We start from the raw sequence: 18,069 nt of genomic DNA, 5'->3' as shown, positions 1-18,069 counted from the left end.
CACTCCGTATCCTAAGATATGGCGGCTCTGCAGATGGCCCTCTTTTCCAGTTTCTGTCAACAGTTCTCCATAATGGAACACAAACCAGGAACTGCTTTCTTTTGTTTTAATTCCGGCACGTGATCCTTCTCCATCATAAAGAGATTCCTGTGCATACCCATCAGTCTGTTCTGCCCTTGTCTGCTGGTTGAATGGATTATAACTGTAACGTCTCCCTTCTACTCCAGATTCTTCTGTCAGATTTCCCTGCAGGTCATACCGGTACTGCGTCTTTCCTGCTTCAGAAACACGCTCTGTTACCTGATTTCTTTTATTGTAACAGGAAACCTCCCGCCCGGCAATCCCTTCCTTCTCAAGACGGTTTCCGCACAGATCATAGCGGTAACAGGTTGCATTTTTATCATAATCCTCCTCCAGTAGGCGGTTCATGCTGTCATAGTGGTAACGGATTACGGTACTTCTGACGTTTTCTTCGCCTGGGAACAAACAGATTCCTTCCTTTGCTGTCCGGTTTCCGTTTAAGTCATATTCATACCGATAATCTATCAAAGGCTGATCTTCGTTTAACAGGGTAACCAGACGGCTGATGTTTCCATCGGTATCATACTCATAAGTGGTCTTCACTCCATTGAAATGGACGATCTCTTTTAACGTTCCAGCCGGATCATGACGGTACCGGACGATTGCCATACCGGCTTCATCGGTAACAGAAGTGAGTTCTCCTCTCCAGTCGTACCCATAAAATACCTTCTTTCCGCTTTCATCCGTCAGGGATTTTAAGCTGCCATCCTCATGGTAAGTACAGGCAATAAGAGTCCTTCCTGATGCTGCCTTCTTAAGAAGCTTCCCATCTGGACGGTACTCATATGTATAACAGAAGCCCCCTGCCGCTGCCTTTTTCATCTGACCAAACGAATCGTATTCCCAGGTTCTGGTTTCCCGGTTCTTTCCTTCTGCATCACATCCGATCTCCAATACCCGGTTGTCATCCATGTTATAAGTGGCTTTGACCTGATTTCCATTCCGATCTGTATGCAGAAACATACGGCCCTCTTTATCAAAACGGAAGATTTCACTGTTTCCTTCCTGGTCTATGATCTCGCAGACTTTCCCCTGGCTATTGTAACGGTAAGTAATCACACCGCCATTGGCATCTGTCGTGCTAGTGATGTTCCCTGCATAATCATAAGTATAACTTTCTTTTCCTCCATCTGCTCCCTTGATCTGACGAATCCTTCCCCAGTGGTCTACATCATAACCAGTCAGATTCTGGTTTCCGTCTGATAAGCCAATGATCCTTCCCTGGGAATCATAAGCATAGCTCTGGACAGCCTGTCCCTTTTCCCGGCTTCTGGACGTGTATAACTCCTTTTCCCGGCCATTTATGCCATATGTGATATGTAATTCGTTCCCATCTGCCGTCATCTGCCTGGCCAGATTTCCATCAGGAAGATATTCATTTCTTTCTAATACCGTTCCGGCTATATCAACCTTTTCCAGCACATTCCCTCTGTAATCATAACGGTACCGATACCCTCTTTCTCTCTCCTGTCCATTTTCTGTCTGAGGCAGAAGCTCCCGCTCTAAACGGTCATTCTGATCATATTCATACTGAAATACTGGGCCAAAGCAGTCTTTTACATGGATAATTCGATCTTTCAAGTCATAGGAATAACCGGTTTCCCAAGCCTCCTTCCCTTTTCCCTGACGGATAATCTGAGTGATATTTCCTGCACGGTCATAGGTGATTCTCACCATCCGGTCAATGCCGTTGGCCTTATCCACACTCCGCTCTGAGATCAGATGATCACTGGAATCATACTCTCTGATGATTTTATATCCCTCCGGTGTGATGATCTCCGTCCGATTCCCATTCTCATCATAGCAGTAATGGGTGATGGCAAAGCGTTCCTCTCCGGTAACCGGCTCCAGACCACTGTTTAATTCTTCCTTCTGTTCCAGCAGCCTGCCTGCACGGTCATATCTATAATGGATGATCTGACTGATTTCATCACTGATCTTCCGTTCTTCATAAATACGGTTTCCGCGAACATCATACCGATACTCAATAGCAGCACCCAGACCGTCTGTTACTTTGATCAGACGGTTCCGGCTGTCGTAGAAAAATGACAGGCACAGCTCCTCTTCTTCCCCGAAAATGAAAGCCCCTTCCACATTCCAAAATCCGCCATGACGTACTTCTTTTTTCTTATTCCCATTCTCATCATAAGAAAGAGTCACCTTCTGGTAAAGAGTCTCCCCTTCCTCTTCTTCTGCAGGAATCAGAATTCGGGTCACATGATTCTGGTCATCATACTGGCAAAAAGCTGTTCTCCCCATAGCATCCTGGCGGGAAATCACATTTCCTCTCAGATCATAGCCATAAACCGCTTCTGCCTCTCCCTCTGGCGTAATCACCTTCGTCAGATTCCCCGCATCATCATACTCATAACAGTATCCAGAACCGTCATCACATTCTTTATCATACGCCTCCGGCAGGACGTGTTTCACCCTGTGGCCTTCTGCATCATAAAAAATCCGTTCACACCCTCCATCCGGATAATGAATACGGATCTGGTTTCCGTCACCGTCATACTCATAGCGGATCCCTTCTCCGTCATCAATGCTTTTATCATAGGCATTTGGGTGCACTTTCTTAAGGATGTGTCCTTCCCCATCCCTCATCTGTCTCTCATGGCTTTCATCCGGTCGGATTGTATCAATTAACCGGTCCAGGAAATCATAACGGTAGCTGTATTCCTCTTTTCCTGACTTCCAAGCTTTGGGCGGATAATAAGCCAGAAGCCGCCCCATTCCATCATACATCCAACGGGTTTCATTGCCTTCCCCATCCCGCACCATGGTACGGAGATTTCTGGCATTATAGCCATATTCAGTCCTGCCGTAGCTATCCTCCTCTGCCATCTTTCTTCCGCCGCGGTCATATTCACGTATTATCTCTTCCCCGTCTGCAAAACGGATCCGAACCGGTTTTCCGTTGTTTTCCTCATAACCATAGACCGTTTCATTTCCCAGGGCATCCGTCTCTGACAGTAGCCTTCCCAGACAGTCATATTCATAGGAAACATTGGACCACTGGCCGGACTGGAACTTTTCTTTTACCCTGTATACATTATGGTTATTGTCATAGGCATACTTCCAGTCCCTTCCGCTGTTGTCACTGACTGATATTAAGTTATCCTCTTTATCATAGCAGAAAACGGTAACCAGACCTCCCGGTTTCTGCTCTTGCTTAATCCTTCCAGCCTCATCATAAGCCCACACTGTCGTCTGTCCCAGACGGTTTGTTTCGGAAATCCGATATCCCTGCTCATCATAAGCGTAAACGGTCTCTGTCCCATCCGGATAGATCATCCTCTCCGGCTGGTTCTTTCCGGTATAAATATAAACCACCTTCTGATCTCCCACACTATTGTAGATGATATTTTTCCGCTCTTCCTCCCGGTATTCCGCCTGATAAGTATCCCCATTGGCAAGGGTCTGCAAAGTAACACGGCCTTTCCAGTCATATTGATTTTCCAGATAAGAAACTCCGGCCTGGTCCGTGGCCTTTATCAGATATCCCTGGCTGTCATAGTCATAATGGGTGATCCCCTGGTCCATATGGACCACATCGGTCAGAAGTCCGCTTTCATAACGATACTGCATGGTTCTTCCGATGTTATCTGCGATCTGTATTAACCGGCTTTCACGGAAGGTAAAGTCCAGGTAATAGCCAAGCGCCGTGGTAATCCTCTCCAGCACATCTTTCCGGTAGCTCAGCTTCATGGACTGACCATTTCTATCAATGACTAAAATCAGCCGTCCCTCTTTGTCATAGCGGTATGTCTTATGATTTTTCCGGTCATACAGGTTCCAGATGTCATCCCCCTTCTCTAGAATAAACCAGCCACATCCCTCTGTTACGTTCACAAAACCGGTTCCATCCCAGTCAAACCTCACCAAATGGCCGGTATCCAGCTGGGCATAGCAGCCATTTTCCTTACGGTAAAGCCGCCCCTCATAGGCAAAGGACCACCCCTTTCCAAACACACCGCTTTCCTGATTAGAGGAATTGTACTTTCTAGAAAAGCGGATAGATTCCTGGATGTCTGGGATGATAAAATCGGCTGCCGTTATCAGAAAACCACCAGTCACAGCATCAATGGGTTCACCAAAATATTCCGCCAATCCATTTGCCACAAGATTTTGAGAAAATGACTGCATCAGGTTTGTTTCTCTTCCCATAAAGCTGTCAACGCTGATATCAAGTCCTGTATCAATTCCGGCACCTATAAAGGTTCCTGCAATCTTTTGAGCCACTCTGGAATTAAGGCCCAGATTGCTGACAACATTTCCTTTCAGCCATGAACCAAGGGTTCCTTTTGTCATACCTATGGCCATATTCGTCAATGTGTTTACAGGATTGATCTTCCCCGTTACCATGTAGTCTTCAATCATTCCACTTACAACCTGGACACCTGTTTTGGCGACCATATTGGCGACCTTTCCTGATTTGCAGAAAAGATCCTCCATCTTCTTTAATGCACCGGCTCCTTTTAATGCTTTTCCGGAAACCACATCAAAGATAATATCCGTACCCATAGAAGCCAGATCATAAAGGGCCTGATTCCCCCCGAACACGCTGTCCCGCAAAAAGTTCGCAGGCTGGGACGTATCCAGGGCATTTACTTGGCTGTGTCCGCTTACTCCCTCTGCCATATCTGCCACTGCAAACACTGTTTTTGCTCCTGCTGCCAGAACAAATGGTAGAGTAACGGCCGCTGCTCCTCCGGTACACACCACTAATGCAGTAACCGCCACTACAGTCACAATACTCTTTAAACCCTTTATAAATTTCTGCTTGCTGGATTGCTTTTTTGCAACCAAATCATTTTTAACCGCATCATTCATGGCATTGCGGTTATTTTCATCATCAGCAGTGATTTCTGCCTCTATAGACTCTGCCGATGGCTGAGGCGCCGGTTTTAAATCTGCGGACTGTTTGATAAAAGCGGATACAATATTGGCTTCTGTATTCAAGGTTATCATGTCAGCTCCGCCGTCACCAATACTTAACGTAACCTTATTTCCGCCGCAAATCATCAGATTTTCAGTTGGACTCTCACCACCCTCTCCTGCCATCATTCCTTTCTGGGTGGTTATATTAATATCCTTACCGTTCATGGTCACAGAACCGCTGCCGCTGATAAACAGAACAGAAGAACCTCCTGAGTCAGAAGTAAAGCTAAAATCCTGAGGAGTCATGTCCATAGCGCTGCCGCTTGGGTCGGAAAACCTCTTATTATCAGGTTTTTTCCCGCCTCCACCACCTCCGCCGCTGCCAATGGCATGAACCGCAATGGCACTCTGTTCGTCATGATCCGGAAAATATATATGTACTCTGCTGTTTTCCTCTGGCATACAGTAAAAACTGCTGCTCTCTATGGCGTATGTGAAGTATTTTTCCTTTGCTCCTCCTTCATACACTGGATCAATATCAAAATGAACCCGAATGCGGTTCCCGCTGCGCTCCTTAACAGTGGCCGGAATGCTCATTCCATAAATCCTGGGATTCTTTTCTTTATCCCGTTTCATTCCGTCTCTTCTGGAAAGCTTATACCGGTAAATCAGTTCTCCATATTCCGTTGCAATGTCTACATCCGTTACCACTACAGGAATCTGGTTAAACAGGACCTCTTCTCCCATCCACAAAAACTCACGACCGCGGATCTCCCACTGAGCCGCTTCCTGCGGGAGAATTTCCTTTGGACGCAATACTTTAGCATAATGAGCCATGTCCTTCAAAATCACATAATCTTCACTGTTCAGAGTCTTTCCATAATTAATTTGTGGTACGCCAAAGTAGACCTTTCCACAGTCAGCAGAAACATCCGGAATGAGATATGTACCAAAATGACTGGCTAAACGCCGCAGAAATACCCAGTCGCTTTCTTCATACTGCAAAAGCATCTCAGGAATGACCGCTCCACTGGTCACTTCATCTTTGATATCAGTATTGCCATAATCCAAAAGGACCTTTTTGGCCACTTCTATGTAGGTTTTGGAGCCATCTAAAAAGCTTCGGCTTTTCTCCACCCGCTCCCAGTCCTTTGTAAAGGAATACGCTTCCAGGTATAAATAAGGCAGACCATGTTCCACCTCCAGCCGGACGGTCTCTATCTTTCCCTGGAAAATAATCCTTCCGCCTGTTCGCTCTGTTTCAGTAATGACAATAGTCTCTGCAGAAGCCATCGTAACAATCTGTTCCGTATCTTCTTCAACAGCCAGGAGCTTCATGGAAAGAAATGCATGGCGGTTTAAGCCTTCCTTCAGATGAAAGGACTCAACCCCAATGATACCTTCCAATGCCAGCTCTATTTTCAGCTCTTTATATCTTAGGTTCATGGCTACCCCCTTTTCCTTTGTTCACAGCCTGTTTTTCATACTGCTGCCTCATTCTCAACCTCCGGCTTCTGGCTGTCCTGCGTTTTCCAATTTGATTTCGCCTCCATACATGCAGAAAATCTTCGCTTCTCCTAAAAGTGAATGGGCTGAATCAGTTTCCACATCTTCTTTCCCGTTATCCCACTCCTGGCCTCCCACAATCTTGGGCTCACACTTGCCCACTACCTGAGGCATGCCTTCAAAAGCTGCCGAAGGATCATTCTGCTTTGCCTGTTTACTCTTCCCTCCGCCAAAAAGGTTCATAACCTTATCGATAAACGTATCCGGGGCTTCTTCCTCTATCTGTCTCTTTACTTCCTCTGCCGCTGCAATGGTAGAGGGATTTTCCATGCTGAAGCACCCTCCAAAGCAAATGATGTTAACCTCTGGCTGGCAGTCTTTTACCGTCATCAATGCCTGTCCCCGCATGAATACACCGTGGGACTGGCGTAATACAACGTAAGAAGGCCGCATTCCCATGGTACAGGTAGCACTGGAGCAGTGAACCACATAGGTATCCTTTAAATCCGGCATTTAAATCACCTCTACTTCCTTCAAAATGATTCCAACCACATGTCTGCGAAGCAGGCTTTCTGCCACTTCCAGGCTGATAAACGGATGGGGAAACCTCTTATCTTCCAGCATAAATGCCTTGTGTTCTCCTATTTTCTTTTCATCCAGAGCCAGCCGTTTTATGCTGCCATTGGAATAAAACTCTGTCTGGTCAGATAACATATCCATACGTTCCAAAAGCAGCTGATGGTAAAGTACCATGGTCTCTTCCTCTTTGTTTGCAAAAACCACGATCTTAAACACCATGTCATCTTCATACATATCTAAAACTCTTTTGACTTTATCTGATACCAGAGCAATAGGACTTTGAATAAAGTCCGGAATCGTCTCCCCTCCCTCTTTTAAATACATCACGGTGGAGTCATTTAAATCAGCTTCATCCTCTTTATAAAAAATATGTCTTGGACCACAGATATCAAACTCTCTAAACTGAATCACATCAGGCAATGTGATATCCTGCTGCATCGTAAAAAATCTCATTTGGGGGCCACCTCCTGCCAGGTTATAATGACTTCAGCCTGTTCCGGGCTGATATCAATTTCCAACACCTCTTTTTCTGTGAAGGATGTATGAGTCATATCTGCACCGTCAAAATTGTTATCCTTTAATATACAGCCCTCAAAATCCGCCTGCCGCAAAACCGCACCTTTAAAGCTGCATTCTTCTAACAGACAGTTCTTAAAGCGGACTCCGGTTAAATTGGAGCCGTCAAAAACCACATATTTCAGGCTGCAATCTTCAAAAACCGTAAAATACAGACATTGATTCCGACATATGGAATCCTTTAAATTGGTTTTGTACCAATAGCCGGAAATCATCTCATCTTCCTGGCTGGCTGCTTTCTGAACAGAGCGTTCCCACTCCTTCTGATCCTTAGGTATCCGGTCAACGCTGGCAATCACCTCGCTGTTATCCCGGTATTCTCCCCAGCGGATGCTCCAGGATTCTTCCTTTGGTATTTCTGAAAAATCCTTATTTTGTTCCACATCCCGGAACATAAAGCGAAGCTGGGCCGCCAGCATGGAATTGCACTCCATAACCAGATCCTGATATAAGTTTTCTACATCATACTGATTCACTTTTCCCATGTATTTCCTGATATTCTCCCTGCACTGATCCCTAAAAGGCTGAAGAACCCGGAAAAGAAAATCAAGAGAAAAAGTAAGGCAGACCGGCTCTGTATCCATATACCACCTGGCATCAAAAGCCTGGACCAGAACATGATAACTTTGATTCAGTACGTCTGTCCTCAGCAAAGAAAAGTACATAAACATGATCTTTTCCTTTTCTGATTCCTCTGCCCCTTTCCGGACCCCGCAAAATACCTGCTTTAAAACAGCGGAAAGAGTCTCTGCCTGTTCCTGGGCATGATTCCAGAATTCTGCTTTTATTTGATCCATTGCCTTTTTTTCGTTTTCTCTGAACTGCTCCAATGCCTCATTTCTGGTCATCTGCATCCTCCTAATCTATCTTTACCTCAGTACCTTTGATATACAGGTTTCCATCTTCTGCCGCCTGAATCTGACCTCCCTGGGAGCACATGATGGATACACATTTACTGCCATGAAGCACCACATCCGTTTCCGCCGTAATGTCTATATTATTCTGGGCTCCGACCATGACTTCACTTTGCGCAGAAAGTGATACCTTTCCATCCTTTCCAATCTTAAGACTGGCGGCACCTCCGGCACATGTTAAGTTAACTCCGTCTTCTCCCAGACTCATTTCCTGCCCGTGGACGTTGCTTAAATATTTGGTGGACGGAGATCCCATCCGGTCTCCCCCCGATCCACCGCCACCGGTTCCGTCATAGTCACTGACTGAACTGACGGCAATTACGTCTTTCGTATGCTTTGATGGAAAATAAATTCTGACGTGGTCTCCCCGTTCCGGCATATAATACCAGCCGCTTCCATCGGGAGAAGCGGATAAGGTAGAGTATGGAAACCAATATACAGAACCCTGACTGTTTTCCCCGTCAATCATCAACTGGGCTTTTACCTTTTCTCCCGCCACATCCAGAATCTTTCCTTCAAGAGCTGCTCCGATTAAATGCATGGGATACTGCTTGGCCTCCAAAATACCTGTCTGTTTCTGAAGCTCACATCGGCAGTACAGCAAGCCCTGTTCCAGCGTATAGGTAAATCCTCGAATCCTGAGTGACTCTCCCTGGTAATTAATCTGTTCAAAGAGCTCTGGGGTATGATCAGTCTCTATTGTATAAATCAGAAAATCCACATCCCCTACAGCCGCTCCCTGCTGCTGCCAGTAATTGCAGACCCCCATCTCTTTTTCCGCTCTGACCCGTTTATATCCCCAGGCGCCTTGTGCCATGGAAGGAATTCCGCCATAAAGTTTAATTTGCTCCATGCCAGGGTAACAGGCCAGAGGCGCATTCAGCTGTGATAACATCCTCTTTAAAAATACCCAGTCCGTTTCTCTGTATTGAACGGATATTTCCCCCAAGGGTTTGTCCTCAATTGTAAGATTGATGTCACTGCCCGGATAATCTGCTAAAACAGCATGAATTAATTGTCCATAGGTCATGGCCGTATTCTGAAATGATCTGGATTTCTTTTTTAAATCCATGAATAAGCTGTAAGTTCTTGCCTTTACTTCAATGTGGTGAAAGGCTCCAGAGCCCTGGACCACTGCCTCTGTCATTACTCCTGCAAAGATTGTCTGCTTTTTACCTTTCACCTGCACCGAAACCGATATGGGGGCGTATTCATTCATTTCAAACAATGTACTCTTTCCTTTGTCTTCCGCCAGGAAACCGCTGATATACAAACTCCCATGCTCTCCGGGGCGGCATTCAATCTTCAGTTCTTCCAGTTTTTCAAATGTCAATCCTTCTATGCAAATCTGATCCAATGCATATGCCATAAGACCGCCTCCTAATTCTCCTGAATCAATTTACCGTGCAGTTCAATCTTTCCGGCTGTCATTTCAAAGTCTGCACCTGCATCATTGATCATCTTAATTGATGTCTGTGCCGTAATAGTGAGCTCATTCTGGGCTATAAACTGTAATTTTTCCGCTGCAGAAATGCAAATATCATTCATGGCGTTCAGCACCACACTTCCGTCTTTCTTAAGGCACACACTGCCCTGATCTCCTGCCGATATTACAACCCCTGTCTCTGTAAACTGAACCTGATTGCCCTGGGCTGTGGAAATGCTCCTGACATTTGGATTGCCCATTGGATCCGGTGCTGCCCCGCCCATGCTGCTCCCTGCCTGGGATTTGGGGTCATGAGGCTTAATATTAGTAATGACATATCCTTCCTTTTCATCATCCACCGGAAAATACACGCGGATGCTCTCCCCCTGTTCGGGCATACAGTACCAGCCGCTGCCGTCAGGAGATGACGCTACTGTCGAAAATGGTAACCAGTAGTTATTAGCCCCTCCACTGCCTGCGTCAATTTCCATATTTACCTGAACCTTATCCCGGTTAACCCCTGATATGATGCCGTCAATGGAAATTCCAGTAAGGCGCTGATTGAAATAAGGCATGACCAGCAGTCCATCCTTTTGCTTTAACAAACACCTGTTTATCAAAATTCCATGATCCAACATCCTCTCAACGGAAGCAATATACCAGGAAGCTCCTTTATATGTAATCTGGCTTCCCATGATGGCAATGTCATAAGTATCCACCTGATAAGTAACTCCCTGTGCCTTTGTCAGACCCTCAAACCCATTTTCCTGCATAGATTTCAGCCAGTTAAAATCCTGTCTCACAGTATAAGGCAGGTCATCCCAGTTCCAGTTTTCAGGACTTGGATTTACATCCACCTGAAACCGAATAGCACAAAATGATGTGTCCGGATAAATTGCCGCATGGTACTTTGAGAAGAAACGTTTTAAAAATTCCCAGTCAGTCTCTTCGTATTGAATCAAAACCTGGGCAATGGGAACATCAGGTACATTGATCATGTAGTCCGCATTCCCATAGGAATTCATGACTTCATCCACCAGCTGCTTAACTGTCATCTGGGGATTTTGAAACGCCCGGCTTCTGCGTTCGATATCCATATATCTGGTGGAATCCCAGGCCTCCAGGCAAAGGATGCGTTCATCGCCATCTTTTCTCATGGAAATGTAATCGACAATCCCTTTAAATAAGATTCCTTTTTCACTTCCTTTTTGATAAGTTAAAAACACCTCGTCTGATATTGCGTGGAATTCATTCTCATCTGCCTCGCTGTCTAAAACAGCCTCTGCATATAATCTGGCATGCTCACCTGGAATCTGGCTGATTTGGATAAGCTTCACATATACAGCTCCTGCAACAGACAGGAACATGTCTTTATAGGTAACAGCCCACTGACTCTCTTCTCTATAGTTCTCCAATGACTCCTCCCCCTTTACCGTGTTCCAAACCACTGATCCATGTGGCAGACCATGGCTTCCAGAACAATGCCATAAGTGTCCTTTTCTTTCTTCATACAGTTAAAAGTACCTGTAAAGCGTTTATCTTTTCCTTTCATGCGAAACATCACATTATAAATCCAGCCTTTTCCGCTGGGAACTTCATAACAGAGATATTCCATATTTTCCAGCTGCTTCTTTTTTAAAACTCTGGCAAATAAATTATTTCTTGCCATTCCATTTACCAGCAGATTGGCCCACTGGTCCATGGTAATCGTGCGGATATTTTCTCTCAGCCATAAAACAGTCTGGCTCAACTCATGGTCATGGTTGACAAATACTGCCGATTCCTCCCCTTCTTCTGATGCCTGATAAAAGTTTTTAAAAATAGGCACCGGGATGTTTTCTTCAAAGTAAACTCTATTCTCAAACTCCAAGGTTTCACCTGTATGAAGCTTTAATACTCCCTTTTTAATCCCTGCAATTGCTTCTTCCAGGGTCAAAAGCTCTTCCTGGGCCTCCAAATCTGTCTCTTCATGTTCCACTTCCTCTGCACGCAAAGTCTGTCTTCTATACCGCTCAAGCATTGCTATTTTTTCATCTGAATACATACGATTGCTCCCCTCCTTGTTTATGGCTGTCCTGCCCCATACTCTCCGTCCAACATCATCTTCAAATATTGCAGAAACACTGTCAATCTCCATACCCTTTCGCTTCTTTTTGTGTTTTTCTCCTCTTGTAGGCTACTGGTATACTACAGAACATATGAGATAAATATGGTCAGTTACTTTTTTTCTTTTGTTGTATTAAAAAGATCGGTATAATAGACCCAATTCCAATTAAAAACAGAGAAAATAAAAGTAATTTTATGGTATCTCCTTTGTAATCTTCCCGCAATAGCTCCACATATAACATATCTTTTCCAAAATATTCAACAGCTTCTTTATCTGGTTCGAGAACCTTTCCTATCACAGAATACTGGTCAGTATCTTTCTTGGTAATTTGATGCAAATAATTTTTATGTATAAATACGATAACCGTATCTTCATTAAGAAAACCTTGATAAAAATAATAAGATGGTGCTCCGTCTGAATAATATAATTGAAATCCTGTATTTTCTAGCTCTGTTGTAAACTCAACAATGGTTCCTGTTTTCATTTCGGAAACATGAGATAATTGCACAGGCTCTTTAAAATTCCTCCAAAATTGTGTAGCTATTAAATATCCTAATACAATAATTCCTGATCCAATAATAATCAGAAACTTGATGATTCCCCTAAAAGTATGCATATTTGTCTTTCCTCCTCGGTAGTTCTACACTATATATAATAATTGAATTCAAAATATGGCACATCAAGGATCAGTTCCCCCTCCTTTTTCCTGGGATTGTAGCGTGTCCAGATGAATGTTCCTCCTCTTTAATAATCCCACTACTTTAAATATATTTAAAGCAACATAACACTCCTTCTCCCCTGATACTCCTTATCCTGCCTGCCGCCACCCTGTTCCTGTTCCCTCAACACCTTCAAAAGCCCCCGGTACATTCCATAGGTGCTCTGATCCCGAACTTCCCCGTCCAGCTTCACCTTCAAATACTCCAATATACACTCCTCCTCTATAACCCCTTTATTAGCAAGAACATTCATGGAAAAACTCACATCATAAGGATCCTTCGTTCTATTTTGAAAGGTCTCCCTTGCAAACTGCTTTAATATCACAGGGTTCAGCGTACTCACTCCCCCACCGGCATACGGTGCATAAATGAGATTAATGGTATCAAATTCCGTAGAAAAGTCTTCAAAGTTTTCATGCTTATCCCGAAGTCTGGCCCCTTCCTGAAGGCAGAAGCGGCACAGTTCCATTTCACAGGCCGGGTCCGGCGCTTCGTGAGCCAGAACAATCCGGGTATTTCCGCTTACCTGTCTCAGCTCCTTCATCTCTGTCAGAAACTGGAGCTTCAAATACCTTCTCCGGTTGTCCGGCTCACACTCCAGGGAATATGGCTCCTTCATAAAATACAGATGTCCCCCGCGGTATACCATCCCAGGCCCAACAGTCAGTTTCCCGTTATCCCAGGACAGTTTGCAGCCGCTAACAACCCCTTCAGCAAACCCTGAAAAAGAAAGCTGGAGATAATATTTGGGGTAGTCTCTCAGCTGTTCTAACATCTCCCCCCGAAGCAGTGATTTAAACTGAAACTGGGGATATACATACTGAAACATAAGGTTCACCTCTTAACATAAAATAGTCTCGCCAATTACCATGGCCTCTTCCATTCCAATGATGCCAAAATGATGCTCATAAAACAGCTCCACATGATAGGGAATATCCACAAACATCCGAATCAGAAAATCCATCTTCAATTCCAGCGTTTCTCCCTTTTTCTGCCCGATAAAAACCAGCAGCTCAAGAGAATTGTAGTTATTCTGATAGACAATATTGTTTTTTATCAATGACTGCATCATATCCAGAAAAATGTCCAAAGAACTGCCTGTCTCATACTGGCGCAAAAGGCCGCTTAAGATGATTTCCCTCTCCTCCCGGCAAAACAGCTTGATATTTTCTTTTACCGTTCCCCCAAAGGAGCCGTTCTGAATATCCTGATACAGCATTTTTTTATAGTATTCTTCTTTGGTCATACCGGACCGCAGGTCATTTTCCGCCAGCTGATGCAAAATCAGATTTGTCAGGTTTTCCCGCAGCTTTGGAAACTCTCCGGAGTCCGGTGGAAATAAATCTTTAAAAATATCAAAAAAACGGTAATAGGGATTTATCTCAACGGCAGCCCCCGGTTCCAGATACTCCTGATTTAAACAGGACCCGGACACTTCTATATACGCGCTGTAGCGTTCAGCCAGTTCATAGCGGATTTCACTTCCCTTTAATCCCTGATTCTTTGCCTGAAGCAGAGTTTCCCACAGATAATTCATACCAGCTTTCCTCCGCACCAATATTCCGGGTAAAGCTCCTGCACTTCCGAGGCAATAAAACTGGCAAGATCCCGGAGAATCCAGCTTTCACTTCCTTTTGCCTTAAAGAGCAGAACCAGCGCCTTGCCTTTGCTGCCATCCCGAATTTCATCTTTCATGAAAAAGTTCATGGAGTAAGTCTCAATCTGGCTCTCTCCGATCTCCGCCAAATGGCAGTCCTGGTATTCAATCATGTGATCCAGCCCAAATCCCCGGATAAAACGCTCCAGCTCCGCCTTGGTCTTAACTCCCTGATTTGTCCGCTGACGGAACCGTTCTGAAAAACTGTCTTTTCTCAAGTTTTCCATAATCGGATAGGTATGCCGGTCCAGCTTACTGCCGTTTCCTCCTCTTATGACGAAGACATCCCATTTCTTCACACTGGAAACCTCTCCCGTTACCAGCAGCTTTTCCCCGCTCTGCCGGACGTGGCGGATACCGGCCTGTTCATCCACCAGATAAACGTGTTCTGTTCCATAATTTTTAATGGACATGATATGTTCATAATTCTTATGATCTCCACAGGGTATGGGAAAGCCAATGCTGTCCAGCTTTAAATGGCCTACATTCCAGATTGGAATCATGTCATAATGCACCAGCTCATTATATTCTCCCAAATCCGTCCTCAAATCAGTGACCGCAGCCCCTGACACCGCTTCCTGAGGCAGTCCGGTAATACAAACATCTGCCATTTTAAATAAATACGGAGCATTTACCGTTTTCCAGGAAATACCGTTTTTCATGAACAAATGATACAAATGCTCAATTTTATCTAAATACCGGGTACATTTTTTCAGGCTTACAGATACCGGATACTCCTCCTCTGCTTTTAAAATACCTGAAAACGTTTCCTGCCGGTCAAATATCCTTTGAATTTCCATTGCATCACACTGCAAAAGTACTGTGGCAATCCGAAATTCCCCCTTGGCCTCAATTGCCTCTTTTATTTCTGATATTTTATAAGAATGCTCCTGTAAATCCTCCGGACACATGGCGCTCATCAGCCGGTCTGACTGGTCCAGATAGGCCTTTTCCACCAGTCCGGTCCGGATCAGATACAGATTTATGTCATAAGCCAGATCATCCATAACCCGTTGCTCCAGTTCCTGGTACATCTTTTCATTGGCTTCATAAAGGGATAAGAACACCCCCTCCATCAGATCCTTAAAAGCGACCCGCTCTTCCAGGCTGGTGATGGAACGGATTTCTTCCCGTATCATGTCTTTCATCTCTTCACTGCCAGCCATCCTGCCTACTTCCTCCCATTAAAAAAGTTTTCTTCCCAGGTATCATCTTCAAAGGCAAAGAAGGTTTCTTTTCCTTTGTAAAGCAGTTCTTTTTCTCTCATAACAGGAAGTACCACAAATCCCCAGTGCTTTCTGGAAACCCAAACGAAAAACTTCATTTCTCCTTCCTGAATGATATCTGTCTCCTCCTGAATTACCGTTCCTGCGTACTGGGTATTGATTTCCTGCTGAGTGGTCCGTTCAAATTCCTTCATGTCACAGGTGAAATAAGAGGTTTTTAATTCTTTTCCTGATACATCAAGCAAATGAATATCCAGCTGCTTTCCAATCATAAACCGGGAAATATAACCGATATGCCCCTCTCTGTCCAGGCTGCGCACCAGGGTCTTCGCTTTTCCTTCATGGGTATAAGACATGATTTCATAAGGCAATGCACCCACCTGATAACTCTGGCTCACATTCATATACCCCAGCTTACGGTTAAAGAAGTAGGAAAGAGCCCCTTCCAGACAGCACATCTTAAGCTCTGTTTCCCGGGCTTCGCTGCTGCTTCTCTGAATCAGCACTCCAGGCACATATTCTTTTAATGCCTCTTCAAACAGCCTGGACTTACAGGACTGTCCCGTCAGCTTGATCATCTCATAATTGGAAAGCTCTCCGGTCTGAAACTTATGCTTTAAAAACCGCTCCATGACCTGGTATATATCGGGCCTTAGAATTTCCTCTATCTGGTGCAGATAAAGGGGAAAGGATATGTTTTTCTCCAGCCGTTTCAAGTGCCCGCCTTCCATTACCGACAGTTTCCATTTATCTAAAAACAAATGCTGTTTTCGTTCCTCTTCAGCCATTTTTTCCGTACTGATACAAAGCTCATACTGAAAACCCGACTGGAAAAATGATTTCTTAATCCGCTCTGCAAGCTGAAATAAGTAATAATAATTATTTTTCACATAAAAGTAAATTTCTCTTCCACGGTCCGCATACTCTTTGAATCTGGTAGGAAAAACCTTTTCTGCAAACCGGTACTGCTCCTCCAGCCGTTCATAGGGATTTTTGCTGCCCACATCCTCCACCAGCACGCCCGGACCGGACAGCTCTGCATCTGTCTGCCCATGAAACTGAATCTGTCTGCTGATGCATATTTTCAAAAGCTGCATAATCCGGTAGGTCAGGTTGTTGCCTCCAAAGTTGGTATCCCCATTTTCATAACTGGTTTCCAAATCCACATTGTAGGAAATCCGGCTGCTGTGAATACGGAACCTTCCGGAGGTCAAATCCGTTGTTCCGCCTCCGCAGTCAATGATCAGGGCATGATACCAGTGATCCTGCTCATAATTTCCACTGGAGATCAGATGATCGATACTGGAAAATAATACGGCCACTCCTTCATCCAGGGTGCAATCCACCTCTGCCTCCGGCAGCAGCTCCTGAAACAGCTCCTTAAACCGCTCCTTTTGGCGGATAGGCGCCAGAATCTGGATATTCTGAAAGGAGCATTTAAACTGCTTTCTCGCCATGTCAATCAAATATAAAAAGAAAGCCTTCAGCATATCTTTTCTGCATACTAAGACCTTGGCTCCATTTTCCAGGATGACGCTTTCCTTCCGCTCCGGATCGCTGATCCACCGTTTGATATCGTAAAATACCGGCACATCCTGATCCAGATAATTGCTGCTGCTAAGAGCCATGGCATCATATCCAAACACATATTCCACTGTTTCCCCGTGAATTCCCGATACCCCTATCATGCTTGGAATCACATGGCCGTTTCCGCACCTGGCCACGTTTATACTTCCGTCAGGCAGGCAGATTCCCATGGTGGTATTGCAGCTTCCAAAGTCAATTACCAGAGGGAGCTGGCTCTTCTCCGCCTGACGAAGCTCCAGATCCAGAAGAGGAATCTGAATACAGAACAGGCTGCCCGGCAGTCCCCTGTCTTGTCCGTAATACCGGTCATAAAGCAGTTCAGAAATCCGCTCTGCGGGAAAGTAAAGGATGGAATACTGATGCTTCTGGGGCTCGGCAATGGGAACATCTTTTCCTTTGCAGATCCAATATTCTCCATTATTCTCCTTTAAGTAAAGACAGGTGTGAATCTGATAATTCTCATCCACCAGAAGTAAGTTGCCCTCGTAGAGAGAGGTTCCTATTCCCTGGGCCTGGTAACCATCCACCTCATCTACAGCCATATCCATGTACAAAACCAGACTTGCCGGTATCTGTATTTCCTCTCCGGTCTTCACATCCATGGGAGTAGAATCCAGCAGGATCTGGAGCCTTTCCAGTCCCCCTTCACAGAATTCTGTAATGTGGCGGTAATCCTTCTGCCCTCTGAAACGCATAATCAGACGGATAAAGCCCTCTTTATCAAGTGGAGAAATATCTGATGATACCAGCCGTTCCTTTCTGCATATTTCACGCAGCTGAAATGTAGTCATCTTCTCCAGCTGACTTCTT

12 protein-coding genes are annotated in these 18,069 nt (G+C 44.9%); all 12 read right to left on the bottom strand.

Annotated features, from left to right (window positions below; genetic code table 11):
- Positions 1-6,408: DUF6531 domain-containing protein (locus QM657_RS02635; RefSeq protein WP_415064966.1), on the bottom strand; the 6,408-nt coding region annotated here is incomplete at its 3' end.
- Between the two features lie 54 nt (positions 6,409-6,462).
- Positions 6,463-6,981 (bottom strand): DUF4280 domain-containing protein, encoded by a 519-nt coding sequence (locus QM657_RS02630; RefSeq protein ID WP_415064965.1) that lies wholly within the window; start codon positions 6,979-6,981, stop codon positions 6,463-6,465.
- Positions 6,982-7,500, bottom strand: coding sequence for a hypothetical protein (locus QM657_RS02625; protein ID WP_415064964.1), 519 nt, complete (start codon positions 7,498-7,500; stop codon positions 6,982-6,984).
- Entirely contained in the window at positions 7,497-8,471 is a 975-nt protein-coding gene (locus QM657_RS02620) for a pentapeptide repeat-containing protein (RefSeq protein ID WP_415064963.1), read from the bottom strand. Before QM657_RS02620 ends, QM657_RS02625 begins: the two co-directional genes overlap by 4 nt.
- A gap of 10 nt (positions 8,472-8,481) precedes the next feature.
- Positions 8,482-9,906, bottom strand: coding sequence for a contractile injection system protein, VgrG/Pvc8 family (locus tag QM657_RS02615; protein ID WP_415064962.1), 1,425 nt, complete (start codon positions 9,904-9,906; stop codon positions 8,482-8,484).
- An 11-nt stretch (positions 9,907-9,917) separates the two neighbouring features.
- A complete protein-coding gene (locus QM657_RS02610) occupies positions 9,918-11,378 on the bottom strand; it encodes a contractile injection system protein, VgrG/Pvc8 family (protein ID WP_415064961.1) in 1,461 nt (486 codons plus the stop codon).
- 14 nt (positions 11,379-11,392) lie between these two features.
- Positions 11,393-12,007, bottom strand: coding sequence for a hypothetical protein (locus QM657_RS02605; protein ID WP_415064959.1), 615 nt, complete (start codon positions 12,005-12,007; stop codon positions 11,393-11,395).
- A gap of 169 nt (positions 12,008-12,176) precedes the next feature.
- Positions 12,177-12,686 carry a hypothetical protein gene (locus tag QM657_RS02600; protein ID WP_415064958.1) on the bottom strand — a complete coding sequence of 170 codons (510 nt, stop codon included), beginning with the start codon at positions 12,684-12,686 and terminating at the stop codon, positions 12,177-12,179.
- A 155-nt stretch (positions 12,687-12,841) separates the two neighbouring features.
- The gene (locus tag QM657_RS02595; protein WP_415064957.1) at positions 12,842-13,618 is read right to left on the bottom strand and encodes a hypothetical protein; all 777 of its coding nucleotides are present in this window, start codon (positions 13,616-13,618) and stop codon (positions 12,842-12,844) included.
- A gap of 12 nt (positions 13,619-13,630) precedes the next feature.
- Positions 13,631-14,326, bottom strand: a complete 696-nt coding sequence (locus QM657_RS02590; RefSeq protein WP_415064956.1) for a hypothetical protein — start codon at positions 14,324-14,326, stop codon at positions 13,631-13,633.
- A complete protein-coding gene (locus tag QM657_RS02585) occupies positions 14,323-15,612 on the bottom strand; it encodes a hypothetical protein (protein WP_415064955.1) in 1,290 nt (429 codons plus the stop codon). The genes QM657_RS02590 and QM657_RS02585 overlap by 4 nt, the downstream gene beginning before the upstream one ends.
- A 5-nt stretch (positions 15,613-15,617) precedes the next feature.
- Positions 15,618-18,050, bottom strand: coding sequence for a hypothetical protein (locus tag QM657_RS02580; protein ID WP_415064954.1), 2,433 nt, complete (start codon positions 18,048-18,050; stop codon positions 15,618-15,620).
- Positions 18,051-18,069: the final 19 nt, after the last annotated feature.

This window comes from Lacrimispora sp., assembly GCF_047605665.1.
Classification (GTDB): Bacteria; Bacillota; Clostridia; order Lachnospirales; family Lachnospiraceae; genus Lacrimispora.
The sequence above is the reverse complement of the archived record's forward strand: the minus strand, read 5'-3'. Positions and strand labels throughout refer to the sequence as shown.